General features: G+C 60.0%; 26 protein-coding genes. 4 read left to right on the forward strand and 22 right to left on the reverse strand.

Annotated elements, in window-relative coordinates; all coding sequences use genetic code 11:
- Positions 1-96: 96 nt before the first annotated feature.
- The 8 genes from tuf to DL86_RS02230 all read right to left on the reverse strand — a co-directional run bounded on the left by tuf (position 97) and on the right by DL86_RS02230 (position 8,315).
- The gene (tuf, locus tag DL86_RS02195) at positions 97-1,287 is read right to left on the reverse strand and encodes an elongation factor Tu (protein WP_036257572.1); all 1,191 of its coding nucleotides are present in this window, start codon (positions 1,285-1,287) and stop codon (positions 97-99) included.
- Between the two features lie 43 nt (positions 1,288-1,330).
- Entirely contained in the window at positions 1,331-3,406 is a 2,076-nt protein-coding gene (gene fusA / locus DL86_RS02200) for an elongation factor G (protein ID WP_036257573.1), read from the reverse strand.
- A gap of 40 nt (positions 3,407-3,446) precedes the next feature.
- Entirely contained in the window at positions 3,447-3,917 is a 471-nt protein-coding gene (gene rpsG / locus DL86_RS02205) for a 30S ribosomal protein S7 (protein ID WP_036257575.1), read from the reverse strand.
- 72 nt (positions 3,918-3,989) lie between these two features.
- Positions 3,990-4,361: a 30S ribosomal protein S12 gene (gene rpsL / locus DL86_RS02210; protein WP_036257576.1), complete on the reverse strand. Its 372-nt coding sequence runs from the start codon at positions 4,359-4,361 to the stop codon at positions 3,990-3,992.
- 367 nt (positions 4,362-4,728) lie between these two features.
- Positions 4,729-6,198: a serine--tRNA ligase gene (gene serS, locus DL86_RS02215; protein ID WP_036257578.1), complete on the reverse strand. Its 1,470-nt coding sequence runs from the start codon at positions 6,196-6,198 to the stop codon at positions 4,729-4,731.
- A 159-nt stretch (positions 6,199-6,357) separates the two neighbouring features.
- On the reverse strand, positions 6,358-7,146 hold the full coding sequence (gene tatC / locus DL86_RS02220; protein WP_036257579.1) for a twin-arginine translocase subunit TatC: 789 nt from the start codon (positions 7,144-7,146) through the stop codon (positions 6,358-6,360).
- 245 nt (positions 7,147-7,391) lie between these two features.
- Positions 7,392-8,006 carry a twin-arginine translocase TatA/TatE family subunit gene (locus DL86_RS20220; RefSeq protein ID WP_202899145.1) on the reverse strand — a complete coding sequence of 205 codons (615 nt, stop codon included), beginning with the start codon at positions 8,004-8,006 and terminating at the stop codon, positions 7,392-7,394.
- Positions 8,007-8,066: 60 nt separating this feature from the next.
- Entirely contained in the window at positions 8,067-8,315 is a 249-nt protein-coding gene (locus DL86_RS02230) for a twin-arginine translocase TatA/TatE family subunit (protein ID WP_036257582.1), read from the reverse strand.
- Positions 8,316-8,634: 319 nt separating this feature from the next.
- Between DL86_RS02230 and DL86_RS02240 the strand changes: the two genes are divergently transcribed.
- The 3 genes from DL86_RS02240 to DL86_RS02250 all read left to right on the forward strand — a co-directional run bounded on the left by DL86_RS02240 (position 8,635) and on the right by DL86_RS02250 (position 10,676).
- Entirely contained in the window at positions 8,635-8,871 is a 237-nt protein-coding gene (locus DL86_RS02240) for an FmdB family zinc ribbon protein (RefSeq protein WP_036257587.1), read from the forward strand.
- 165 nt (positions 8,872-9,036) lie between these two features.
- Positions 9,037-9,948, forward strand: coding sequence for a PhzF family phenazine biosynthesis protein (locus DL86_RS02245; protein WP_036257588.1), 912 nt, complete (start codon positions 9,037-9,039; stop codon positions 9,946-9,948).
- On the forward strand, positions 9,945-10,676 hold the full coding sequence (locus DL86_RS02250) for an NUDIX hydrolase (RefSeq protein ID WP_051952488.1): 732 nt from the start codon (positions 9,945-9,947) through the stop codon (positions 10,674-10,676). The genes DL86_RS02245 and DL86_RS02250 overlap by 4 nt, the downstream gene beginning before the upstream one ends.
- 88 nt (positions 10,677-10,764) lie before the next feature.
- On the opposite strand, the gene DL86_RS02255 is transcribed toward DL86_RS02250, so the two are convergent.
- A complete protein-coding gene (locus DL86_RS02255) occupies positions 10,765-11,112 on the reverse strand; it encodes a hypothetical protein (RefSeq protein ID WP_156964418.1) in 348 nt (115 codons plus the stop codon).
- Between the two features lie 304 nt (positions 11,113-11,416).
- On the opposite strand from DL86_RS02255, the gene DL86_RS02260 reads away from it, so the two are divergent.
- A complete protein-coding gene (locus DL86_RS02260; protein WP_084572626.1) occupies positions 11,417-12,127 on the forward strand; it encodes a superoxide dismutase in 711 nt (236 codons plus the stop codon).
- Positions 12,128-12,229: 102 nt separating this feature from the next.
- Here the strand turns inward: DL86_RS02260 and DL86_RS02265 are convergent, their stop codons facing one another.
- The 13 genes from DL86_RS02265 to acpS all read right to left on the reverse strand — a co-directional run bounded on the left by DL86_RS02265 (position 12,230) and on the right by acpS (position 24,137).
- Entirely contained in the window at positions 12,230-13,423 is a 1,194-nt protein-coding gene (locus DL86_RS02265; protein WP_036257592.1) for an FAD-dependent monooxygenase, read from the reverse strand.
- A gap of 16 nt (positions 13,424-13,439) precedes the next feature.
- Entirely contained in the window at positions 13,440-13,694 is a 255-nt protein-coding gene (locus tag DL86_RS02270) for a zinc-finger domain-containing protein (RefSeq protein WP_036257594.1), read from the reverse strand.
- 115 nt (positions 13,695-13,809) lie between these two features.
- Positions 13,810-14,934, reverse strand: coding sequence for a glycosyltransferase family 4 protein (locus tag DL86_RS02275; protein WP_245276189.1), 1,125 nt, complete (start codon positions 14,932-14,934; stop codon positions 13,810-13,812).
- 150 nt (positions 14,935-15,084) lie between these two features.
- Positions 15,085-15,297: a hypothetical protein gene (locus tag DL86_RS02280; protein ID WP_156964419.1), complete on the reverse strand. Its 213-nt coding sequence runs from the start codon at positions 15,295-15,297 to the stop codon at positions 15,085-15,087.
- 238 nt (positions 15,298-15,535) lie between these two features.
- The gene (locus tag DL86_RS02285) at positions 15,536-16,552 is read right to left on the reverse strand and encodes a CgeB family protein (RefSeq protein ID WP_162180380.1); all 1,017 of its coding nucleotides are present in this window, start codon (positions 16,550-16,552) and stop codon (positions 15,536-15,538) included.
- 171 nt (positions 16,553-16,723) lie between these two features.
- Positions 16,724-17,299: a D-glycero-alpha-D-manno-heptose-1,7-bisphosphate 7-phosphatase gene (locus DL86_RS02290; protein WP_036257601.1), complete on the reverse strand. Its 576-nt coding sequence runs from the start codon at positions 17,297-17,299 to the stop codon at positions 16,724-16,726.
- 87 nt (positions 17,300-17,386) lie between these two features.
- Complete coding sequence (locus DL86_RS02295) at positions 17,387-18,499, reverse strand: glycosyltransferase family 9 protein (protein WP_210165406.1); 1,113 nt, start codon at positions 18,497-18,499, stop codon at positions 17,387-17,389.
- Positions 18,500-19,066: 567 nt separating this feature from the next.
- Positions 19,067-19,723 (reverse strand): guanylate kinase, encoded by a 657-nt coding sequence (gene gmk, locus DL86_RS02300; RefSeq protein ID WP_036257603.1) that lies wholly within the window; start codon positions 19,721-19,723, stop codon positions 19,067-19,069.
- A 49-nt stretch (positions 19,724-19,772) separates the two neighbouring features.
- Positions 19,773-20,657 (reverse strand): YicC/YloC family endoribonuclease, encoded by an 885-nt coding sequence (locus DL86_RS02305; RefSeq protein ID WP_036257604.1) that lies wholly within the window; start codon positions 20,655-20,657, stop codon positions 19,773-19,775.
- A 120-nt stretch (positions 20,658-20,777) separates the two neighbouring features.
- The gene (gene era / locus DL86_RS02310; protein WP_051952550.1) at positions 20,778-21,674 is read right to left on the reverse strand and encodes a GTPase Era; all 897 of its coding nucleotides are present in this window, start codon (positions 21,672-21,674) and stop codon (positions 20,778-20,780) included.
- 14 nt (positions 21,675-21,688) lie between these two features.
- On the reverse strand, positions 21,689-22,399 hold the full coding sequence (rnc, locus tag DL86_RS02315) for a ribonuclease III (protein WP_036257608.1): 711 nt from the start codon (positions 22,397-22,399) through the stop codon (positions 21,689-21,691).
- Between the two features lies 1 nt (position 22,400).
- Complete coding sequence (gene lepB / locus DL86_RS02320) at positions 22,401-23,231, reverse strand: signal peptidase I (protein ID WP_051952492.1); 831 nt, start codon at positions 23,229-23,231, stop codon at positions 22,401-22,403.
- Between the two features lie 471 nt (positions 23,232-23,702).
- Positions 23,703-24,137, reverse strand: a complete 435-nt coding sequence (gene acpS / locus DL86_RS02325; RefSeq protein ID WP_051952493.1) for a holo-ACP synthase — start codon at positions 24,135-24,137, stop codon at positions 23,703-23,705.

Raw genomic sequence — 24,137 nt, forward strand, 5'->3', positions numbered from 1 at the left:
CGCCAGCGACCTTGTCCTTCAACGCTCCCGCGTGGCGCCGCCGATGCCGGCGACCCCCTGGGAGCTCACAAACAATCCAAACCTTGTAGGTTCGCCCTATTCGGTGATCGACGCGACGACGCCCGCGCCAACGGTCCGGCCGCCTTCGCGGATAGCGAAGCGCAGCTTCTCCTCCATCGCGATCGGAACGATCAGCTCGACGTCCATCGTCACATTGTCGCCGGGCATCACCATCTCGGTGCCTTCCGGCAAGGTGACGACGCCGGTCACGTCGGTGGTGCGGAAATAGAACTGCGGCCGGTAATTGGTGAAGAACGGCGTGTGGCGCCCGCCTTCATCCTTGGTCAGGATATAGGCCTCGGCCTTGAACTTGGTATGCGGCTTCACCGAACCGGGCTTGCACAGAACCTGGCCGCGCTCCACGTCCTCGCGCTTGGTGCCGCGAAGAAGCGCCCCAATATTGTCGCCGGCCTGCCCTTGATCCAGAAGCTTGCGGAACATTTCAACGCCGGTCACCGTGGTCTTGACGGTTGGCTTCAGGCCGACAATCTCGATTTCCTCGCCAACCTTGACGATCCCGCGCTCGACTCGGCCGGTGACCACCGTACCGCGTCCGGAGATCGAGAACACATCTTCGACCGGCATCAGGAAGGGCTGGTCGATCGGACGCTCAGGCTGCGGAATATAGGCGTCCACCGTCTCCATCAGCGCCAGGACGGCGTCATGCCCGATTTCCGGGTTGCGGTTCTCAAGCGCGCAGAGCGCCGAGCCCTTGGTGATCGGAATATCGTCGCCGGGAAAATCATACTTCGAGAGCAGTTCGCGCACTTCGAGTTCGACAAGCTCGAGAAGCTCGGCGTCATCGACCATGTCGACCTTGTTCATGAATACGACCAGCGCCGGCACGCCGACCTGACGCGCCAGCAGAATATGCTCGCGGGTCTGCGGCATCGGACCATCCGCCGCCGAGACGACGAGAATCGCGCCGTCCATCTGCGCCGCGCCCGTGATCATGTTCTTCACATAGTCGGCGTGACCGGGACAATCGACATGGGCGTAATGCCGGTTCTTGGTCTCGTATTCAACATGCGCCGTCGAGATCGTGATCCCGCGCGCCTTTTCTTCCGGCGCTTTGTCGATCTGATCATAGGCGGTGAAGGTCGCCCCGCCCGATTCAGCCAAGACCTTGGTGATTGCAGCGGTCAGCGACGTCTTGCCATGGTCGACATGGCCGATCGTGCCAATGTTGCAATGCGGCTTGTTCCGCTCAAACTTTTCCTTGCCCATCGTCCGGCTCCTCTAGGATTTCTTCGCGCGTTGCTTCAACCGATCAGGCGTATTTCGCCTGAACCTTCGCGGCTTCGCCCGCGGGGACCTGTTCGTAATGATCGAATTGCATGGTGTAATTGGCGCGGCCCTGACTGAAGGAGCGCAGCTGATTGACATAGCCAAACATATTGGCGAGCGGCACCATCGCATTGATGACGACGGCGTTGCCGCGCATGTCCTGTCCCTGGACCTGGCCGCGCCGGCCAAGAAGATCGCCCATGACCGAGCCGGTATAATCTTCCGGCGTCGTCACTTCGACCTTCATGATCGGCTCCAACAGAACCGAGCCGCCCTTTTGCAGCGCCTCGCGAAAGGCCGCGCGAGCGGCGATCTCGAAGGCCAGCACCGAGGAGTCAACGTCGTGGAAGGCGCCGTCGATCAGGGACGCCTTCACGTCGACGACCGGGAAGCCCGCGAGCACGCCGGAGCCCATGACGCTGTTGATGCCCTTTTCGACGCCCGGAATATATTCCTTCGGCACCGCGCCGCCGACGATCTGAGACTCGAAAATATTGCCCTTGCCGGCCTCGTTCGGCTCGAAGATGATCTTGACGCGGGCGAACTGACCGGTGCCGCCGGTCTGCTTCTTGTGGGTATGGTCGATCTCGACCCGCCGCGTGAGCTTTTCCCGATAGGCGACTTGCGGCGCGCCGATATTGGCGTCAACCTTATAGGTTCGGCGCAAAATATCGACCTTGATGTCGAGATGAAGCTCGCCCATTCCCTTAAGGATAGTCTGCCCCGACTCCTGGTCGGTCGACACCCGGAACGAAGGATCCTCCGCCGCCAGCTTCGCCAAGGCGACGCCGAGCTTTTCCTGGTCGGCCTTGGATTTCGGCTCGATCGCGATCTCGATGACCGGCTCGGGAAATTCCATGCGCTCGAGAATGACGGGCTTGTTCAAATCGCAAAGCGTGTCGCCGGTGCGGGTGTCCTTGAGCCCGGCCAGCGCGACAATGTCGCCCGAATAGGCTTCCTTGACGTCCTCGCGATTATTCGCATGCATCAGCAGCATGCGCCCGATGCGCTCTTTCTTGTCCTTCGTCGAATTCAACACCGTGGTGCCGGAATCGACATGGCCGGAATAGACGCGGGCGAATGTGATCGTGCCAACGAAAGGATCGTCCATGATCTTGAAGGCGAGCATGGAGAAGGGCTCCTCGTCGCGGGGCAGGCGAAGGACTTCTTCGCCGGTCTCCACATCGACGCCCTTGATCGCCTCGCGATCGATCGGCGAGGGCAAATAATCGACGACCGCGTCGAGCAGAGGCTGCACGCCCTTGTTCTTGAACGCCGAGCCGCAGAGAACCGGAATGAAGGTAATGTAGCGAACTGCCTTGCGAAGCAGGCGCTTCAGCGTCGCTTCGTCGGGCTCGACGCCATCGAGATAGGCGGCCATGACGTCGTCGTCGAGTTCGACAGCCGCCTCAAGCAGGATATGGCGATATTCTTCGGCCTTTTCCTTCAGGTCGGCCGGAATCTCGGCGTCGGAATATTTGGCGCCAAGGGCTTCGTCTTCCCAGACCACCGCCTTCATGCGGACGAGATCAATGACGCCCTTGAAATCGGCCTCTGAGCCGATCGGCAATTGAATGCAGACCGGGCGGCCGCCAACCTTGGTCTTGATGTCGTCGACGCAGCGATAAAAATCGGCGCCGATCTTGTCCATCTTGTTGACGAAGACCACGCGCGGCACATTGTATTTGTCAGCCTGGCGCCAAACCGTCTCGGTCTGCGGCTCTACGCCTTGGTTGCCGTCGAGCACGCATACGGCACCGTCGAGCACGCGCAAGGAGCGCTCCACCTCGATCGTGAAATCGACATGGCCGGGCGTATCGATGATGTTCAGGCGCTTGCCGTTCCAGAAGGTGGTGGTCGCGGCGGACGTGATTGTGATGCCGCGCTCTTGCTCCTGCTCCATCCAGTCCATCGTCGCGGCGCCGTCATGGACTTCGCCGATCTTATGCGACTTGCCGGAATAATAGAGGATGCGCTCGGTCGTCGTCGTCTTGCCCGCATCGATGTGGGCCATGATGCCGAAGTTGCGGTAGTCCTCGATAGGATGGCTGCGAGGCATGACAAAATCCCTTCAAGCGCAAAACGCTTGGCTTAAGTTCTTACCAACGATAATGCGAGAAGGCGCGGTTGGCTTCCGCCATGCGATGCGTGTCTTCCCGCTTCTTGACCGCATTGCCGCGATTATTGGCGGCGTCCATCAGTTCGGCTGAGAGGCGATCCACCATGGTCTTGTCGTTGCGGCCACGGGCGGCGGTGATGATCCAGCGGATGGCCAGCGCTTGGCGGCGCTCCATGCGGACCTCGACCGGCACCTGATAGGTCGCGCCGCCGACCCGGCGGGAGCGAACTTCGATCGCCGGGGCGACATTCTCGAGCGCCTGTTTGAACACCCCGAGCGGCTCGGCGCGCGTCTTCTGCCCGATGATGTCGAAGGCATTGTAGACGATCGCCTCGGCGGTCGACTTCTTGCCGTCATACATGATCGAGTTCATGAACTTCGTGAGAATAACATCCCCGAATTTCGCGTCCGGGATGACTTCCCGCTTTTCGGCGCTGTGGCGACGAGACATCTATTCTGCTCCGTCCAATTTCTCTTTAACGCGGTTCCAAACCAAAACAGGCAAATCCGTTTCGATTTACGCTTACTTCGGCCGCTTCGCGCCATATTTCGAACGGCGCTGCTTGCGGTTCTTGACGCCCTGCGTATCGAGCACGCCGCGCAGGATGTGGTAGCGCACGCCGGGCAGATCCTTGACGCGGCCGCCGCGGATCATGACCACCGAATGCTCCTGCAGATTATGCCCCTCGCCGGGGATATAGCCGATTACCTCGAACCCATTGGTGAGGCGGACCTTGGCGACCTTGCGGAGCGCTGAGTTCGGCTTTTTCGGCGTCGTGGTATAGACGCGGGTGCAGACGCCGCGCTTCTGCGGGCAGGCGCCGAGATGGCGGGCCTTTTCCCGGTAAATCTTGTCCTGGCGCGGCTTGCGGATCAATTGACTGATCGTCGGCATCTTGGTCTTTCTAAAAACAAGTCCAAATCTTGAAGGATGGGGATGCCCCGCCCTTCTCAAATTCTATCGCTCGTCCAGTGCTGTTCCGGCGTTCAAAAACGCCAAAAAGTCAGCGCCAACAGCCGGTCAAGGCTTCTGGCGCTGGGACTTTGCAGAGGACCACGGCAAGCCGCGGTCTTGCTTCTCTTCGATCCGAGGCAGTGCCTCCGATCTCAATGTATCAGTCGGTCGCTGGGTCGACAGCGTTTAGGTTTCTATGGGTTCTGGGCTCGACGCCCTGAATCGAAAAACCTACTGCCTGTCTGAAGTGGGCGGAACTTAGTAAGGTCGCGTTGGCGCGTCAACCCCTTATCGGCCGCAAAACGCGTTATCTTGGCCTCTCGATCCGCGCGATGCCGCCCATATAGGGACGCAGCGCGTCCGGCACCGTGACGGAGCCGTCTTCATTCTGGTAATTCTCCAGAACCGCGACGAGAGCGCGGCCGACCGCGACGCCCGAGCCGTTGAGGGTGTGCGCGAAGCGCGTTCCCTTCGCCCCATCAGGACGATAGCGCGCGTTCATGCGCCGGGCCTGGAAGTCGCCGCAGACCGAGCAGGAGGAAATCTCGCGATAGCGGTCCTGCCCCGGCAACCAGACCTCGATGTCATAGGTTTTCTGAGAGGCGAAGCCCATGTCGCCGGTGCAAAGCGTGACGACGCGATAGGCGAGCCCCAGGCGCTTCAATACTTCTTCGGCGCAGCCAAGCATGCGCTCATGCTCGGCGAGCGAGTTTTCCGGGGTCGTGATCGAAACAAGCTCGACCTTGGTGAATTGATGCTGGCGAATCATGCCGCGCGTATCGCGCCCGGCCGACCCCGCCTCGGCGCGGAAACAGGGGGTGCAGGCGGTGACGCGGATGGGCAGGTCTTTTTCGTCAAGGATTGATTCGCGGACAAGGTTGGTGAGCGGGACTTCGGCGGTGGGGATGAGCCAAAGATCGGAATGTCGCGCGATTGTTTCCTTCCATGCTAGACGACCATAATCTGTGTAACCGGAGACCTTCTCAAGTATCCCCTCGCCCTCATAGGTGAAGATATTCGGTTCTTTGGATATGCCCCGATCAATTTGCCGCTGACGATCAATTAGCTCCCAAATAGTCTGACCTTCGGCCAACTCAGAGCCCATCGTGATCGCTGAAAACTGATCCTCCCGAAACTTCGGCAATTGCGCCGTTCCGAACATCGCGCCGTCCTTCACCAGGATCGGCGGGTTCACCTCCGTGTATCCATGCTCGCCTGTGTGCAGATCGAGCATGAAAGCCCCGAGCGCGCGCTCCAACCGCGCCAGCGGACCTTTGTTCACCACGAATCGCGCGCCCGAGAGCCTCGTCGCGGTCTCGAAATCCATCAGGCCAAGCGCCTCGCCGATCTCGAAATGCTCCTTCGGCTTGAAGGCAAAGCGCGGCAGCTCGCCGACGCGGCGCAATTCGGGATTGTCGTTCTCATCCTTGCCGTAAGGAACATCCTCAAGCGGCAGGTTAGGAATCTCGGATAAAGCCTTGTCGAGCGCAGCGCTCGCCTCGCGCTCCTCGGCCTCGAATCCAGATAGATGGGTCTTCAATTCGGCGACTTCGGCCTTCAAACCCTCGGCGCGCGAAGCATCCTTGGCGGCCATCGCCTGGCCAATTTCTCTCGAAGCGGCGTTGCGGCGCTCCTGCGCCCCTTGCGATTTGGCGATCGCGGCGCGACGGGCGTCATCAAGCGCCAAAAGCTGTTCGGCGAGCGGATCGAGTCCCCGCCTCTGCCGTCCTTTATCAAATAGTTCAGGATTTTCACGAATCCATTTGATATCGTACATAAACTTCTTCCCAATACAGCAAATACCCTCATCCCGAGGAGCGGGCGAAGCCTGCGTCTCGAAGGATGAGTTTGCCAGGCTCCCAAGGCGCCCTCGCGGTTCGAGACGCGCCTTCAGGCGCTCCTCACCATGAGGGCTCGGCGCGCACAGCGTTACACCTTACGCCCCAGGCGTCTGCCCGGCGGAATTCTCAGCCTCGCGATTCTTCTCGATAAAGGCGACGGCGAGGATCGATAGTTCGTAAAGAAGCAGGGCCGGAGCCGCCAGCGCCAGCATCGAAAATATATCGGGCGGCGTCAGCACCGCAGCCACGATAAAGACCAGCACCACGGCATAGCGCCGTTTGGCGCGCAGAAAAGCCGAATCGATGATCCCGATCCGCCCGAGCAAGGTCAGGACCACCGGCAGTTGAAATGTAATGCCGAAAGCGAAGATCAGCGTCATGATCAGCGACAAATATTCGCTGACGCGCGGCAAAAGCTCGATCTGCGCCCGCCCCGGCTCCTTGGCCTGCTGCATGCCGATAAAGAAATGCAACAGGTTGGGCATGACGACGAAATAGACGAGCAGCGCGCCAAGGCCGAAAAAGATCGGCGTCGCAAAAAGATAAGGCGCGAAGGCCTTGCGCTCCTGCTTGTAGAGCCCCGGCGCCACAAAGGCGTAAAGCTGGCCGAAAATCACCGGACAGGCGAGGAATGCCGCCGAAAACAGCGCGACCCGGATCTGGGTGAAGAAATATTCCTGCGGCGCCGTATAGATCAGCCGTGCGTCGGGACCGGCGACATGTTCGAAAGGCACGACAAGAATATTGTAAATATCCTTGGCGAAATAGAAACAGATAAAGAACATAAAAACGAAAGCGGCGAGCGCCTTGATCAGCCGCGCGCGCAGCTCGATCAAATGATCCATCAATGGCGCCTTGGTCGCCTCGATATCGGCTTCGCTCATCTTAGAGCGCTTTCGAATTCGGCAGAATCGGAACGCAGCTCTAGCTCTTTGTTTCGTCGCATTTTCTTAACGCGAACCGATATCCACTTCGCTCGAAAATGCTCTAGGCTCGTCCTGAGGATCATCGGGTCCCGCTTTGTCAAAAATGCTCTACCGGCGAGGCGTCCCACTGGTTGGTAGCCGACGGATGGAGGGTGATGGCTGGCGAAGATGTAACAGAATCCGCGATCCCCGCGCCAGGAAAGTCACGCCGGATCTTGCGCCTTGGCGGGCTCGGAGGCATGGCGTTGGGAGGATTCTGCCTTGGGGCCTTCCGATTCGGCGCGAGGGGGCTCCGCCGTCCGCATCTCAGCCTCGAGCGCGCTCGCGAGCGCCTTCATCTCGGCGTCGACCCCACGCGCGACGCCATCGCCCGGCTCGCCGACCGCCGGGGCGACGCCCGCCGCAAGCAGCGAGGCGCCATCCTCTTCCACAGCTTCCGATAAAGGCGGCAAGGCGATGGAATTCAAAGATGAATCATCTGTCCGTGGAGCCGCCAGCGCGGGCGCGTCGATGGCGCTCAGCGGCTTGTCAATCGCGTCGATGGCGTCGGTCATCTGCGTCTTGAGCTCGGCGACCGGATTGAAGGCCACATCGACCTTGGCGCTTTCGGCGAGTTTCGCGACATCGGCCTTGATGTCGGCGATATCGGCCTCGCGCATGGCCTCCATGAACTGGCCCTGAAACTCGGCCGCCATGCGGCGCAACTTGCCGACCGCCTGGCCGACCTGGCGCAGCACGCGTGGGAGTTCCTTCGGTCCGATGACGACCAGCGCCACGATCCCGATAATGATAAGTTTGCCGGCGTCAAAATCGAACATGCGGAATTGTCACTGGAGTTCGCCGCCGATGATGGGAAGCGCGAACAGCCTCCGCCCCGTTCAGCCGACTTTACGGGTTTCCGAAACTTTGGCCGAATCGGCGACGGACTGATGATCGATCGCGCCAACCGGCCCGCCGGCCGGGCGCTGAGCCTCTGCCTTTTCTTCGTCTTCGGAGAGGCCCTTCTTGAAGGATTTTATCCCTTTGGCGACATCGCCCATGAGGTCGGAAATCTTGCCCTTGCCGCCGAACAGGAGCAGAGCCACAGCTCCGACGATGAGCCAATGCCAGATCGAAAGACCGCCCATGGCGGAAACCTCCTTGAAACGCGCGAGGGGACAGATGCGTCCGCTTGGCCTGCGAATCTATGCTGCCAGCAACCCAAAAACAAGCAAGCCGCGCGCTTTTCCCCGATCGCGGGACTTTTAAGCCGGCGGCGCCTTTATCTTATTGCGTTCGCCCGCCGGATCGAGTCTGTTTCGCGGCGAAATCGGGCCTGCCGATGTCCACCTGCCCGGCCCTGCAGGCGCCCAAGCCCTCCAAGCCGCTTCACGGCGCAAAAATTGCTTCTCGATGCCGGCGGAAGTCGCAAGACGCCGTTCAAGTGATGATCGACGCGAGGATTTAATGCCAATCTACGCTTTCAATTGCCAGGAATGCCATAACGACTTCGAAACCTTGGTTCGGTCGTCGGATGTCCCGGTCTGCCCCTCTTGCGGCAGCGCGAAATTGCAGCAGCAAGTCGCCAAAATCTGCGTCGAAATTAAATATCCGGCCATCGCCAAGTCATGGCGCCGCCAGGCGGTGAAGGAAGGCGATCTCACCAATTTCAGCAAACAGGAATTGCAGACCAAGAAAAGCTAGCCGGTGTTCCCCCGCTTGGCGCCGGCCCGCAGGCGTTGGCCTTAGTGGCGAAAACAGCGCCGCTTTACATCGCAAGCCGACGCCGCTTGCCCAATGACGATTAATTGGCCACTGTTCCGCTGGCGGAGGCGCGGCGCGCGCTGAAGACAGCGGAGCCTTCGAGTTTTGCGGCGCAGATATCATCTTCTTGACGTATTCACGGATTGTCCGCTCGCTGGCAATCCGCTCGCGGTGGTGCGCGACAGCAGTGGGCTCGACGCCGCGCGGATGCAGAAGATCGCCGCCGAGTTCAACCTGTCCGAAACCGTCTTCCTGCTTGAGCCCGAAGCGCCCGCCAACGCGGCGCGCTTGCGCATCTTTACGCCAAAGGCGGAGCTTGCCTTTGCTGGGCATCCAACGATCGGCGCCGCCATCCTCCTCGCGACATTGCAGGCGCCCGATATTCCGCCGGCGCATGACGTCGCCATCGCGCTCGAGGAAGAAATCGGCCTTGTGGCCTGTACGGTTCAGCGCCGCGAAGGCGCGGCGGCCTACGCCAGCTTTCGCCTGCCGCGGCTGCCGGTCGAGACCGACATACCGGCCTCGAACGATCGCATCGCCGCCGCTCTTGGACTTGTCGAAGCGGATATTGGTTTTGCCGCGCATCGTCCGTCGATCTTTTCCGTCGGCCTGCCCTTCGCCTTCGTTCCCGTCGCCGGCCTTGCGACAATCGCGCGGGCGCGGCCCGACCCAATTTTGTTCGATTCCGCCTTCAACGGGCTCCAAGCCTCCGCCGCCTTTCTCTACACGAGCGATGTGATCGACGGGCGTCATGCCTTTCACGCGCGGATGTTCGCCCCCGGTCTCGGCATCGCAGAGGACCCTGCGACCGGCTCGGCGGTCGCAGCTTTCGCCGGAGCGGTTCTCGCGTTCGAGAGGCTTGCGGACGGGACTCATGCGCTCGTCATCGAACAGGGCTTTGAAATGGGCCGCCCGAGTCTGATCACGCTCGGCCTTGAAATCGCGCACGGAGCTTTGACCGCGGCCTTGATCGGAGGCAGCGCCGTCATCATTGGCGAAGGAGCGATCAATCTGTGAGAGGCCCGCCCCGCATCGAAGAAATCGATGACATCGACTATCGCCTCGAGGCGCGGCCTTGGCGCTTTTCAATTGACGAGGCCGAGGCGATCGATCGCCACTGGGCCAAGCTGAGCGCGGCGAACCCGCATTTTTTCAATGGCCGCGTCTTTCTCATGCGCCAAGCAGAAATCCAGGCGCAAGGCGACCGCCGTATCCTGCGCGGCGCGGGCTTCGAAGCCGAATATAAGGCGTTTCTCGCCTGGCGCGATTTCGGCTTTCCCGACCAAGCGATCGGCAATTGCTTCTCCATGGCGGCGCTCGTTTCCGCCGACGGCGCCTTTATGCTCGGCCGCATGAGCGACCACACCGCCAATGCGGGAAAAATCTATTTCCCGGCAGGAACCCCCGACCCCGGCGACCTAAAGGGGGAAATCATCGATCTCGAAGGCAGCGTCCTGCGCGAACTCTTCGAAGAAACCGGCATCGCCCCGCATGAAGTGACTCTTGCGCCAGGCTGGACCCTGGTGTTCGATGGCCCGCGGCTCGCCTGCATGAAAATTGTCCGCTCGGGCCTTTGCGCGGCCGAACTTGAAGCGCGCTTCACCGCCTTTATCGCGGCCGATCCCTTGCCCGAACTCGCCGCGCTTCAACCCGTCTTCTCGGTTCGCGACCTCGATGAAGAGCGGATGCCGGCATTCACGCTGCGCTATCTGCGCCATGCGTTGGAGAACGGTCCCCCGAAATGATCGACGCGTTGGACAGGATCAGCGTCAAAGACAAAAGATCGAGAACATAACCGACGCCGCGGCCGTCATGCTCTCAATCGGATTGGGCTCAGCTCCGATAGCCGTGCCGCTGCTTTGAGGCGTGAATAATGTTGCGCGCTTCGCCATCGCGTCCGGCTGCGCAAGCTTGCGCAGCCGGAAGCAATTCGGTCTCGATCTTGTCATAGACCGAGCGGTTGACATTCCCGGTGCCGACATCGGCATTGAGAACCTTCTGATATTGATTGAGATCGCTGGTGCAGGCGGCTCCCTGCGGCAGAGGCGGCCAATTTGGCTGTGCGGGACCCGCCGGCGCCGTAGCGACCGCTGTGGGAGCGGGCGCGTCGGAAGTTTGATTGCAACCTCCAAGCACCGTAGCCGCGCCGAGAACCGCCATCGACAGGGATATCCGAAGCATGCTGAACTCCATTGGATCATGCGCCGCGCTTGAGTGTCATCGGCTCCATGTTGGTGTCAAGTCCCGATGCAGACCGCGCCCTCCCCGCGCAATGTTCAACGACGGAGCGGAAACCAATTTATCCTGTGAGGCACTGATCTGAGCGAACGGGTAAGCGAACGGACGTCGACTTCGGGAGCCTTTCCAGGCTGCGCCGAAAGAGGTAGCTTGCCTCTGCTGAAGACGCCCAACCCGGACATGCGCCGCTTGCATTTTCGCAACCCCAGCCAGCCGATGCTTCGCTCGAAAACGCTAGAGAGGTTCGATGACAGAATTCGACAAAATCGACAGGCGCTCGGTCCTGATCGGCTCCTCTGCATTGCTCAGCTTGGCCGGAGCCGGCGTCGGCGCCCAGGCTAAAGAGGAAACGAAGCTCGCCGCTTCCTACCCACCCTTGCCCTATCCGGACAATGCCTTGGCTCCTGTGGTTTCAAGCGAGACGGTCGCCTATCACTACGGCAAGCATCATAAGGGCTATTACGACGCCGTCTTGAAGGCGGTCGCTGGCGGGGAGTTCGCGGACTTAAGCCTTGAGGAGATTGTCAGAAAGACGGCGGGCGATCCCTCCCGCGCAGCGCTGTTCAATCCCGCCGGACAGCTTTGGAACCATAATTTCTATTGGACCAGCATGCGTCCCAAAGGCGGCGGAAAGCCAACCGGAGCCCTCGCCGCGCAAATCGAGGAAAGCTTTGGCGGCTATGATGGATTTCGGAAGGAATTCGCTGGCGCGGCGACCAAATTATTCGGCAGCGGCTGGGTCTGGCTGGTCCGGGATTCGAACAATAAATTGGCAGTGGTTCCGACCGCCAACGCCGATTCCCCGATGGCGCATGGCGTCCGCTGCCTTCTGACCTGCGATGTCTGGGAGCACGCCTATTATATCGACTGGCGGAACCGCCGCGCGGATTATGTCGGAGGCTGGCTCGACCAATTGGTCAATTGGGACTTCGCCGCCCAAAACCTCGCGGCCGGCTGAGAGGGCTAGAGCGCTTCCCGATCGGATGGACGCATCTGATCGAAAAGGAATCGCTCAGATTCAAAGAGTTGGAGCCAGACGCCGGCCCACGCGCGTTGGTCTTCAGGCCGCCTCCCCGCCGCGAGCGTCATAGAGCCAATCGTAGCGGGCCAGCATATTCTCGCCGCCAAGGGCGCGAAACGCAAGATCGCGCGCAAGCGCGGCCGGGCCGGACAAATGGTAGATGACGCCTTGCCGGCGGGACGCCTGCTGCACATGCGTCGCGCGCGCCTGCCGCGCGGCCTGATAGGCGAGAAGCGCCCGTTCGACATTGCGGTCGCGCGATAAAGCGCCCCCGAGGGCGGCGGCGTCCTCGATCGCCTGCGCGGCGCCTTGCGCGAGAAAGGGCAGCATGGGATGAGCCGCGTCGCCCAAAAGCGCGACGCGGCCGGAAGTCCAATGGGCGATCGGGTCCCGGTCTAGAAGCGGCCACTTTCGCCAATTTTCGGCCGCGGCGAGCAAATTTCGCGCGGCTGTATCCCAGCGGGCGAAACGCTCCGCGAGAAACGCCGAACAGCCTTCTGTCGACCAGCCATCGGCGCGAAAATCCTCCTCAACGATCGCGACAACATTGACGACCGTCCCGCCGCGCAACGGATAATGCACGAGATGAGCCTTGCGTCCGAGCCAGAGCGAGGTTTCTGCTCGAAGCATTTCTGGCGGCGCGCAGCGCGCGTCGACGAGGGCGCGCCAAGCGGTTCGCCCCGAAAATCGCAGGGCGCCGGGACGCGTCCCGGGAAGTTTTTCGCGCAGGAGCGAACGCGATCCATCCGCGCAGATCAGGCAATCGCCGCTCGCCTCCAGCCGAATCAGGCCCTTTCTAAGCGCGATCGCCACACCGTCGGCGCCGGAAAGGAAGCCCGCCACCGCTGCGCCGGTATGAAGCTTTATAGCGTCCTCGCGCGCAACCGCATCGAGCAAAGCGCGCTGGAGATCGGCGCGGTGCGCAAGAAGATAGGGCGCGCCCCAGCGCTTCTCGGCGTCTTCCAGCGGCAGGACGCAGAGAGTTGCGCCATCGCGCGCGCGCCGGATTCTTACCGCGCGCGGCGCCAGGCTGGAAGGAAGCAGGCGCTCCAGCACGCCAAGGCGGCGCAGAATGGAGCTGGCGTTAGGTGAGAGCTGGAGACCGGCTCCCGCCTCTTCCAGCGCCTCCGCCTGATCGAACAGACTCACCCGATAGCCCGCGCGCGCAAGGCAAAGGGCGGCGCTGAGCCCGCCGATCCCGGCGCCGGCGATCAAAGCATGCGGCGCGCTCATCGCGGCGCGGGCCGGGTCACGCCGGCTCGGATGCCGTCTCCGGATTGAAAGCGCATTCGGCCGGCGCGCAACCTCCGTGCAAAGTGTGATCGTAAAGGTAATGGGTCGAACAATAAGGGCAGATCGCCTCATCCTCCGCGCCCATGTCGATGAAAATATGCGGATGATCGAAAGGCGGCAAAGCGCCGACGCACATGAATTCCCGCGCGCCGACGCGCACCTGCGGAACGCCAGGCTGATTGTGGAAATGGGGAGTGATATGCACGGTCATGATCTTGTCCTGGAGGCAAATTTCGCGGCCAGCATAGGCAAGCGCGGGTGATTTGGGTAGTCCCTGGCTTCCATTTCCGCTTGCGCCTCGAGATGGCGCCAGCCGATCTCCCGCGTCACGCGCGTTCGGCGTCTTCGAGCAATTCGTCGACAATCTTGTCGAGCGTCGAACGGAAAGCTGGGTTGAGATATTTCTCTGCGATCTTATGGCGGCCGCGCTCGCCCATAGCTTTCGCGAGATCCGGATCCGTCAGCAAGAGATGCAAACGATCGGCGATATTGGAAATATCGGACGGATCGACGACAAGACCGTCGACGCCGTCCGATATTATTTCCTTCGAGGCGCCCTTGGCGCTGCAAAGCACAGGAAGTCCGCGCTGCCAAGCTTCGAGATAGACAATCCCGAAGCCTTCCTTTGAGGAAAGCAAGGCGAACACCGTGGCTCTCGCATAGGCTGCATGAAGCGCGCTATTATCAACGCAGCCGAGAAATGTAACGATGTCGCCGACGCCGAGGTCTCGCGCGAGCGCTTCAAGCTCAGGGCGCAGAGCGCCGTCGCCGATAATCTCGTATCTAATTCCAGGCAGTTTTTCCTTCAGTCGGGCGACAGCCCGGATCATCCGGTCGACGTTCTTGTCGCGCTCGCTGCTACTGAGTCGGGTGACGGTCAAGATCGTCGCCGGCTCCTGCGCGATCGAGTCAGGCGGCGCCTGCAATGGATCGACCGCATTTGGCAGGAGTCTGAACTTGGTCCGCGGCACATCGAATTCGCGCGCCATCGTATTGGCGGTAAATGAGCTGACCGAAACGATCCGCGTCAAAGCGCGGACAAACCAGGTTTCATACCAACGCTTCGCATGATGGAGCGGATCATTCCAGACTTCGTAGCCGTGAACGAAAAGCAGAATTGGCATTTTTGGACGCAAACACTTAACGATAGCAGCTAGAGGCAGTAGATTTACATGGCAGATGACGAAAATATTGCCCTGCTTTAAAGCCGCCCAGATAGCGTGGAATGAAAAACTCCAACGATCTCCCACTCCTATAATGTCAACTCCCTTGATGGCGGGGATCGATTTGACGTCGTCGCCAAGCACAAACACAAGCGGACAGGATTCACTGCGTTGGAGCGTGCGCGCAGCAAGATTTTCTATAAGCCGCCTGTTGAAGTTTTGCAGACCGCCTATTCCCGAATAGGTGCGAAGCGCACAGATGACAAAACGTCCTTGCTTTCGCGTCACGGTCGGAAACAATTTCTTGACGGCAATGAAGGACAACGCGCCAACCTATCGAGGTTCTTTTTTGAAGCTAGGCGGACGCATCTTCGAAACGAGACAGCAAGCCATTATGCAGGTCTGCCTAGACATGTTGGCAAATCGCTTGCAGTTCCACTAGAACATGTTCCGAAAAAGTTGATCGACTTTTTCGATTAGAACATGCTCCAACTCATTGAATTTAAGCGATTCCTTTTCGATCAGATGATTCCATCTGATCGGGAAGCGCTCTAGAGCGGGCCTTTCTGAAAGTAACAAAGCGGCTTCCACTTCACCTGGATGCGCCAGCGCCTCGGAGCAGATTGTCAAAAATCCGTCCAACGCCGACAAGGAGAGCATGCTCCAACCCTGTGAGTCTGAGTAGAACAAGCCTCAACTACAAGGATTAGGCGCGAGCCAATCAAATGACCCGATTTGATTGCAGTACGTTTCAGCCTCTAATCGGATACTACACAATACGAAATTTTGTCAAACGTGACCACGAACATATTTGCCGTCATCCTGCGCGCCCGATTGCCCTGTCCGCTGCTCCATCTGCGGCAGCCGATTCATTCATCGCGTCCTTCGCTTACGTTCTTGCCGCCGCTTCAACGATTCTGGTCAGCAGCCCTTCATTGAAATCGCCGTTCCTGCGGACCCGCTGGAGACCTGCTTCTGCAATCTCCTTGATGCGCTTGGGGTTGGCGAGCAGAGCGAGGCAATGGTCCGCACATTCGTCCGGCCCGTCGAAAAACACGGCTTCCTCGCCATCTTGATACATTTCCAGATGATCGGACGTGCGCTCCGCGCAAAACAGCGTCCCTATCGCCGGGATCTCGAAGCTTCGCGTCGTGTGCAGATCCTCATTGCCCTTTGAAAGCAGCCCAAGGGCGATCGAGGCGCCCCGGACCGCCTTGACATAATCGTCGCCCTCCAGATTGCCGAGAACAATGTAGGGCTCCAATTTGTCGTATTCGGGGGCTTTCTGCCAACGGGCTCCATAGATTCGCAGGGGAACGCCGCGTTCGATGAGCCGGAGCATGAACGGTCCGCGCTCTGGAAACCAAGTGCCCACAAAGGCGACCGGGTGGGAGAAACGCGCGCGATCCTCCTCCGTCAGGTCGATGGGCCGATGAACGACTTCATCGGCAGCCTCCCTCACCTGAAGCACTCGCCGCGCTCCGGCGCGCCGAGCCGCCTCAGCGCTGGACAGCCGATGCGTCGCGATCAGGTCATAATATGGCAAGGCTTGCAGAAAAAGGCGCCAACGGCGGCCATCTCGGGAGACATAGGGATTGTCTTGATTATAGTTGACGACGGTCTTGGCGATTTTTTTCAAAGCAATGATCGTCGAAGAGCCTAATTCCTCCCCATGATCAACAAACACGAAGTCAAATGTAGATCCCTTCACATGCGATAGAATATGATGTTTGAACAGCCAGGAGAGGCCTAAAACGCCAGTATGAAAATTCCAAAAGTCGAGCAGCTTATTTCTTGGAAAAGCATGATCGGGATCAACGACCGTAACGTGATGCCCCAGTCTTTCGAAGGCGCCAATCCGATGTTCGGCTGTTCCCGCTCTGGGACCGATATAAAGAATTTTCATTGGCTCTCGCATAACATAGCTATCGCCGCAAGACATGGCGACCGGCTGCCTTTATTCCAGCCATCGCTGAGATCACGTCATCCCAACAATGGCGCTCATTATCCCGTTTCTGACAACAGGGCCGTGACAAATCCCATCACGGGCGAAAACCTGCCGTTTCCGTCGCCTGAATTAATTTGATAGGCGGACTTCTCCGGCGCTCTCTCGCGCCAAATGACGGGCCACTTCCTCGCTCGCTTCGAAGAGGTCGCGACAGACCGGCGCCGGCAGGGAGCGCGCATATTCGGCGTCCAAACGCCCATGTCCGGTCGTGACCAAAATGCCGGCTGCGCCGACCGCCGCCGCAAGATCGATATCGCAGCGCTTATCTCCGATCACGAACGACCGCGCTGGGTCCAGATTGAGATCACGCGCAGCCGCGTCGATCATCCCCGGCAGGGGCTTGCGGCAGGAACATTTCGCATCCGGGGCGTGTGGACACCGATACCATCCCGCGATCGCAATCCCTTCGATGGCTAAGAGCTCTTCGACGCGGCGCTCAACCAAATCCGCCTGTTCGGCGGAAAAATAACCGCGCCCAATGCCGGATTGGTTGGAGATGACGACAAAAGGGAAAGAATGCCGCGACATCGCGCGAAGCCCCTCGATGGCGCCATCAAGAAGAATGACCTGGCTGGGGTCGCCGAGGTAATTTTTTTCCACGATGATGGTCCCATCCCGATCCAGAAAAATAGCTGGCGATGTCATGGCAAACTTTCGGCTCTAAAGGGTCGGCGGAGATTTTGGATGAGATCATCCGCGGGGAGCAGAGGATGGCTCGATTGCGTCGAGCCCCTAGGACTTGATTTGCATTTTAGTCGCGGCGGACGAGGAAGCCGGCAAGGAAGCGCGCACGGCGGCGGCGACCTCCTCGACGCGGATCGCCGAGATCCCTTCCATACGATGTATAACTCTGTGGCGAGGGCCGTAAGGATGCCATTTCCGCGGCCGGTGTCGTCCGCTGAAAAGGGCGACGCAGTCGATTCCGCATGCAGCTGAAAGATGCATCGGACCCGAATCATGGCCAACGAAAAGGCTGGCGTTTTCGAGCGCCGCCGCGCTTTCTCGTGGTTTAAGGCGGCCGCAGGCATTCTCGACCGGACTCGGCCAGTCAGCCGTGACCTCTGCGACGCACACCGCATCCTCCGCGCCGCCGATGACAAGCAGGCCATATTCAGCATGCGTCTTGGCAAGTTCCCCGAAAAGACGGCGCCAATTCTCATTGCCCCAATGATTCTCGGCAGCCTTTCCGCCCATATTGATCGCAATGAAGGGCCGCGCGCCAAACGGCGCGACAGCCCTGCGACCCGCGTCCCGCTCTTGCTCGGTTAAGCGCAGATCCCAATTCTCCCGACTGTCGAGGTCGATTGGACCAAGCTCAGCGATGGCCCCCGTCAGGCGAACGCATTCCTGAACGAGTTCGCCGTCGGCGCTAGCGGCCCTCTTGCCAAAGAGGCCGGAACCGGTGGGCGCGCCGATGATGCGCGTAAAGCCGCACAGGCGAAAGAATATGAGGTCGCGATAAACCGTGAAGGGGCCACGGGATTCGTTGAGATAAACCATCGTCGACGCCCCAAGCGCCCGCAATCGCCGCGCCAGGGCCCATAATTCGCGCGCCGCTCGCAGCCCGACCGGATAGGTGACGACCCCGTGGATAAGACCGGAATTGGCCAATATTGTCTCGAGCGGGGCGGCCTTCGATGAAACCGGGATATTTGTCAGAACATATCGCTCGGCCGTGTGAAAGACTGCGGCCACTTTGTGCAGGCAGGGAAGCGCGACCATCGTGTCGCCAAGGCTTCCCAACCGATAGATGACAATGCGCTCGACCGGCCGTTCCCGGACGACTTGGCGTTGGCCTGACGGAGCGAGGCCGGGCCCTAATTTAGTACTGTGATCGCTTGACATAGTCTTGGGATGATTGGTCTCGGGATATTTGGCGGCCTTATTTCTGGCGGTCCAGCGGCTCCTGACGGAGCCTATCCTATCAGCGAAGCCTGACCACGATTCACTTTTGCGCATAGTCTCAGATACACTAAAATTTTCACTTAAGCCCCAAGTGATAAATCTTCGCACTGCCAGTCCCCCGGTGTTGGCCTCGCCCGAACAGGATTCCCGCCCAGCCGTAAGCAATGGCATGCAAGTTTCCGCTCAGGTCCTCCTGGATTTCGTCTTGTTGGGACCACGCCGCCGTTCAGGCGACGGCCTATGCGCTTGGCGCTGCGATATGGCCGCCACGGCTATGACCCGGACCCGCTATGACGCCGCCAGTTCATTAAGTCCCTGATGACATCCATTTGAGTCAATAACATGAATTGGCTCAGAGGCAAAACATACTAACGATTGAATAATATTCTTATTCATCATTTGATAACATTTTGTCCATGTCGGCAATGACCCGGACGCCTCGCACCGCCTGCCTGCCTGCCGCATTGCCGACGGTCTCCAAAACGCCGCCGCAGCCTGCGCCACGCTTCAGCGCTCCGCCAGCAACTTTTCGACGAAAGCCGCGATTCCTTCGTTCAGGCGCCCTGCCCGGAGCCGTTCGGCGGTCAGGATCGAGGAAAGATCATCAAAGGTGTTTTGCAGATCGCCATTGACGAGCACATAATCATACTGTGTCCAGCGGCGGATTTCATTGCGGGCGTTATCTAGTCTCTTGGCGATGATCTCGGGCGGATCTTCGGCACGGCGCTCGAGACGGGCGCGCAATTCCTTCATCGACGGCGGCAGGATGAAGATTGTCACGACATCCTCGGCGGTCTTCTGCTTGACCTGCTGCGTGCCCTGGTAGTCGATGTCGAAAAGAACGTCGCGCCCCTGCGCAAGGACCTTTTCAACCGGTTCGCGCGGGGTGCCGTAGAAATTGCCATGCACCTCCGCCCATTCGAGCAGATCGCCGGCGTCGCGCATGGCCTCGAACTGCTTCCTGTCGATGAATCGATAGTGGATGCCATCAACTTCACTCGACCGGCGCGGCCGCGTCGTCACCGAAATCGACAAAGTGAGATCGAGATCCTTCGTTTGCAGCAGCATCCGGGTCAAAGTCGTCTTGCCCGCGCCTGAAGGAGACGAGAGGATCAGCATCAAGCCGCGCCGGGAAAGACCCGCATCATATCGGGCGCAGATCATGTTCTCTCCCCGACTCGCATCCCGCGAAGCGTCTTTTCGACCATGGCCTCTACTCGATATTCTGAATCTGTTCGCGAAACTGTTCGATCTCGACCCGCAATTCGAGGCCAAGGGCGGTCAGACCCGCATCATTCGATTTGGCGCATAGCGTATTGGCCTCCCGCGCGAGTTCCTGAGCGAGGAAGTCGAGCCTGCGCCCAACCGCTCCGCCCCCCGCCAAGAGATCGCGCGCCGACGCCTCATGGGCGGCGAGGCGATCCAATTCCTCTCTAATATCGGCCTTGGCGGCCAGCAACAGAGCTTCCTGATGCAATCGGTTCGGATCGAAATTCGCATTCCCCGCGAGGATGGCGAGGGACTGCGCGAGGCGGGTTCTGATCGCCTCCGGTTTGCGCCCCGGACAGATTTCAGCTGCTTGGGTCAATGCGGCGATCCGTTCGAGCCGGGCGTTCAGCACGGCGGCGAGCGCCTCGCCCTCGCTTGCCCGCATTTCGAGGAGAGCCTCAAGCGCCGCATCGAGCCCCTCCAGCGCCGCAACCCGCGCCAACGCGGTTTCGCTGTCGTCTTCATTCGCATCCTTGATTTCCACGACGCCGCGAATGGCCAGAAGGCCATCGAGCGTGGCTGGAGCGAGGCTGCCCGAAAGATCGATTCCAGCGACTGCGGCAACCAGCCTGCCGAGCAGGTCCTGGTTGATGCGAACCTCGGGGGTCGCAGCTTCCCGTTGCGCCGCGAGCGTCGCATGGACAGTCCCGCGCCCCAATCTCTTAGCGATGCGCCCGCGCGCCTCCACCTCGATGGCGTCGAAACTCTGGGGAAGCCGCAACCGGACATCGAGCCCTTTGGCGTTGACCGACTTTAGCTCCCAGGCCCAATGGTAAAAGGCGGCGCTTCCCGCGACCCGGGCAAAGCCCGTCATGCTGGCGATTGTCATTAAACCCAAACTTGCACGTGCGCATTGGAACGGCCGCTGCAGCGCCACCATAGTGCCGCCAATGATCTGGCTCAAGCCGCGGTTATTACCCCGCCAGACGGCGCTCAAGCGGCTAGCGGTTTAATTCTTGGGAAATTCGAGCCCCATTTCGCGATAGCGTTCGGGATCATCGCCCCAATTCTCCCGCACTTTGACGAACAGAAACAGATGAACTTTTTGTTCCGTCGCCTCCATGATGTCCTTACGCGCCGCCGTGCCGATCGCCTTGATCGTGCGGCCGCCTTCGCCGATTACGATCTTCTTGTGACCCTCGCGCATGACATAGATCGTCTGTTCGATCCGCGCCGATCCATCGGGCATATCCTTCCAAAGTTCGGTTTCCACCGTCGATTGGTAGGGCAATTCATCGTGCAGCCGCTCGAAGATTTTTTCGCGCGTAATTTCCGCCGCCAGCGAGCGCAAGGGCGCGTCCGAAATCTGGTCTTCCGGATAAAGCCACGGGCCGGGCCGCATCAGCGCGGCGAGCTGTTGCCTGAATTTCGGCACGCCATGCCCGCGTAAGGCGGAAATCATGAACGTATCCGCGAAAGCCAGCTCGCCATTGAGCCGCGCCGCGAGTTCGAGAAGCTTCGGCGGCTCGACCGTATCGATTTTATTCAAGACAAGAATTTTCACGCCCCCGACCTGAGGCAGCCGGGCGAGAATGGCCTCGACCTCTTCATCGACGCCTTTGCGCGCGTCGACGAGCAATGCGACGGCGTCGGCGTCGGCCGCTCCGCCCCAGGCGGACGTCACCATTGCCCGATCCAGCCTGCGCTTGGGCGCGAAAATGCCGGGCGTATCGACGAAAATAATCTGCGCCGAACCTTCGATTGCGATCCCGCGGACGAGGCTGCGCGTGGTCTGAACCTTGCGCGATACGATCGAGACTTTCGCCCCGGCGAGCTGATTGACCAGCGTTGACTTGCCGGCATTCGGCGCGCCGATCAGGGCGACGAAACCGCAGCGCGTTTCCATTTTGCTGTCTTCGGTCACGCTACGCCTTTGCGGTCGCCTTGATCGATTCCCTCGCGAGCGATGAAGTCCGCCGCCGCCGCCTGTTCGGCAAGGCGCTTGGCGAAGCCTGTCGCCTCGGCGCAGCGATAGCCGGCGACTTCAACGCTGATCGTGAATTCCGGCGCATGATCGGGGCCGCGCCGCGCGGTTTCTCGATAAAGCGGCGTCGGAAGGCCGCGCGCTTGCGCCCATTCCTGCAGCGCGGTCTTCGGATCGCGCAAAGGCCTTCGCGGCGAGCGCATGCGCGCTTCGAAAGCGCCGGCGACAAGCGCTCTGGCCGCGTCATAGCCGGCGTCGAGAAAGACCGCGCCGATGATCGATTCGCAAATATCGCCCAGGATGGCGGCGTTGGCGGCGCCCGTCTGCTTTTCACTTTCGCCGAGCCGGATGAAAGCCTGCACGCCCCATTCGAGCGCGACCTCGGCGCAGCTCTCCTTGCGCACAAGGTCGGCGAGGCGGCGCGAAAGTTCGCCTTCGTCGGCGGCCGGAAAGGCTTCGTACAGCATTTGCGAGATGACCAGGCCAAGCACGCGGTCGCCGAGAAATTCGAGCCTTTGATAGGTCTCCCGTCTCGAGCCATTCGCGGCGCTCACATGGGTCAGCGCTGCGCCGATCAGCCCTCTGTCGGCGAAGCTATGCCCGATGCGGGCTTCCAGCGCGCCAATGTCTTCGTTTTGCCGCGTCATCCTATTTCACGGGCTTCAGCATCCGGTCCCAGCGCGCCGTCCACGGCCATTCCCAGAACGCCCAGGCGGGTTCGCCCTTGCCGACCGAGAAGAAGATCACCTCGGCGCGGCCGACCAGATTGTCAAGCGGCACGAAGCCCACGCCGCCCTGATCAGGGGGGACCCGGCTGTCGGTGGAGTTGTCGCGATTGTCGCCCATCATGAAATAATGCCCCTCGGGCACTTCGAACGCCGGCGTATTGTCGTTGAACCCCGTGTCGCCCTGAATTTCGATGATCGTATGCTTGACGCCACCCGGCAGGGTTTCCTCATAGGTTGGGACGTCGGTCATCCGGCCGTAAAAATCTTCCGTATGCGCCTTGGCGATCGGCTCGCGCGGGACAATTTGGCCGTTAATATAAAGCCGCCCCTCCTTCATCTGCACCTTGTCGCCGGGCAACCCGATGACTCGCTTGATATAATCGGTCTGGCCGTCGCGCGGCAGTTTGAACACCGCCACATCGCCGCGCTTGGGCGGCGAGCCGAGAAACCGACCTGAAAATACCGGCGGGAGACAGATCGCGTTGGGCGAGTCGAAAGGATTGGGAATGCAGGGCAGCGAATGCCTCGAATAGCCATAGGCATATTTGGAAACGAAGAGGTAGTCGCCGATCAGAAGCGTCGGAATCATTGAGCCGGACGGAATATTGAACGGCTGAAAGAGGAAGGTGCGAACCACCAGCGCGATCAGCAGCGCTTGAACGATCACTTTCAGCGTCTCGCCAGCGCCGCCTTCCTTGGCGCGCTGCTTCGCATCGGCGTTTTTTCCATCCAATCGCACTGGCTCTGTCATCTCGATCTTCTCGTTAGAGCATTTTTAGCCGGAGCCGCCCCGGCTCTTCGCAAAATGCGGCATAATGAAAGGTTAAGCCAATCTTCACGATCCATTCATCGTGAAAAAGGCCCGAGCTTCCAACCCCAAGCGCAATTGTCGCAGCGGCGGAACCGCTCATTACCATGTGGCGAAATGCCGGTACAGGGCGCGCGGCGCCCAACCGACGCCGCAAGTGCTTTCACAATTCATGGCGTTTTGGAAGCGCTTTGGAGTATGAAACCGGATAGATGGGGCGTTTTGTGCCGAAATGGCCCCGCAGCGGCGGCGCGGAATTCGCCATCACTAGAGCGCTTCCCGATCAGATGGAATCATCTGATCGAATAGGAATCGCTCAGATTCAAAGGGTTGGAGCATGTTCTTATGAGACATCGGATATATCCGATGTCTCATAAGAACATGCTCTAATGCGTCAATTCTCAATGCGCCCCCTCAAACAGTTCCCACTTCCGCGTCAATCGTCCATTCAAGACCTTCGAGCGCCTCGATGATGACCTGGGCCTGCGCCAGCGGATATTCATCGGTGAGGGTCAGATGAATAATCGTTCGATGGTTTTCAGGGGTGAGGCGTGCGAGTTGGGCGGCGGCTCCTCCCGTCAAGCGCAAGGTCGGTTTGCCGGAAGACAAATTGACGACCCCCATATCGCGCCAGGCGACGCCAAAACGCAGCCCGGTGCCCAGAGCTTTGGCGCAGGCCTCCTTGGCGGCGAAGCGCTTCGCATAAGAAGCGGCGCGGCCCGCCCGGCCCTCCGACTTCCCGCGCTCGACATCGGTGAAACAACGTTTGACGAAGCGCTCGCCAAAGCGGGCGAGCGAGTCTTCGATGCGGCGAATATCGCAAAGGTCGTTGCCAAATCCTATGATCAT

It is taken from the genome of Methylocapsa aurea (assembly GCF_000746085.1).
GTDB classification, from domain to species: Bacteria; Pseudomonadota; Alphaproteobacteria; order Rhizobiales; family Beijerinckiaceae; genus Methylocapsa; species Methylocapsa aurea.

Coding starts and splice junctions, on each gene's coding strand:
- tuf (WP_036257572.1), bottom strand. CDS start 1,287: ATGGGCAAGGAAAAGTTTGAGCGGAACAAGCCGCATTGCAACATTGGC.
- fusA (WP_036257573.1), bottom strand. CDS start 3,406: ATGCCTCGCAGCCATCCTATCGAGGACTACCGCAACTTCGGCATCATG.
- rpsG (WP_036257575.1), bottom strand. CDS start 3,917: ATGTCTCGTCGCCACAGCGCCGAAAAGCGGGAAGTCATCCCGGACGCG.
- rpsL (WP_036257576.1), bottom strand. CDS start 4,361: ATGCCGACGATCAGTCAATTGATCCGCAAGCCGCGCCAGGACAAGATT.
- serS (WP_036257578.1), bottom strand. CDS start 6,198: ATGTACGATATCAAATGGATTCGTGAAAATCCTGAACTATTTGATAAA.
- tatC (WP_036257579.1), bottom strand. CDS start 7,146: ATGAGCGAAGCCGATATCGAGGCGACCAAGGCGCCATTGATGGATCAT.
- DL86_RS20220 (WP_202899145.1), bottom strand. CDS start 8,006: ATGTTCGATTTTGACGCCGGCAAACTTATCATTATCGGGATCGTGGCG.
- DL86_RS02230 (WP_036257582.1), bottom strand. CDS start 8,315: ATGGGCGGTCTTTCGATCTGGCATTGGCTCATCGTCGGAGCTGTGGCT.
- DL86_RS02240 (WP_036257587.1), top strand. CDS start 8,635: ATGCCAATCTACGCTTTCAATTGCCAGGAATGCCATAACGACTTCGAA.
- DL86_RS02255 (WP_156964418.1), bottom strand. CDS start 11,112: ATGCTTCGGATATCCCTGTCGATGGCGGTTCTCGGCGCGGCTACGGTG.
- DL86_RS02260 (WP_084572626.1), top strand. CDS start 11,417: ATGACAGAATTCGACAAAATCGACAGGCGCTCGGTCCTGATCGGCTCC.
- DL86_RS02265 (WP_036257592.1), bottom strand. CDS start 13,423: ATGAGCGCGCCGCATGCTTTGATCGCCGGCGCCGGGATCGGCGGGCTC.
- DL86_RS02270 (WP_036257594.1), bottom strand. CDS start 13,694: ATGACCGTGCATATCACTCCCCATTTCCACAATCAGCCTGGCGTTCCG.
- DL86_RS02285 (WP_162180380.1), bottom strand. CDS start 16,552: ATGAAAATTCTTTATATCGGTCCCAGAGCGGGAACAGCCGAACATCGG.
- DL86_RS02290 (WP_036257601.1), bottom strand. CDS start 17,299: ATGACATCGCCAGCTATTTTTCTGGATCGGGATGGGACCATCATCGTG.
- DL86_RS02295 (WP_210165406.1), bottom strand. CDS start 18,499: ATGTCAAGCGATCACAGTACTAAATTAGGGCCCGGCCTCGCTCCGTCA.
- gmk (WP_036257603.1), bottom strand. CDS start 19,723: ATGATCTGCGCCCGATATGATGCGGGTCTTTCCCGGCGCGGCTTGATG.
- DL86_RS02305 (WP_036257604.1), bottom strand. CDS start 20,657: ATGACAATCGCCAGCATGACGGGCTTTGCCCGGGTCGCGGGAAGCGCC.
- era (WP_051952550.1), bottom strand. CDS start 21,674: ATGGAAACGCGCTGCGGTTTCGTCGCCCTGATCGGCGCGCCGAATGCC.
- rnc (WP_036257608.1), bottom strand. CDS start 22,399: ATGACGCGGCAAAACGAAGACATTGGCGCGCTGGAAGCCCGCATCGGG.
- lepB (WP_051952492.1), bottom strand. CDS start 23,231: ATGACAGAGCCAGTGCGATTGGATGGAAAAAACGCCGATGCGAAGCAG.
- acpS (WP_051952493.1), bottom strand. CDS start 24,137: ATGATCATAGGATTTGGCAACGACCTTTGCGATATTCGCCGCATCGAA.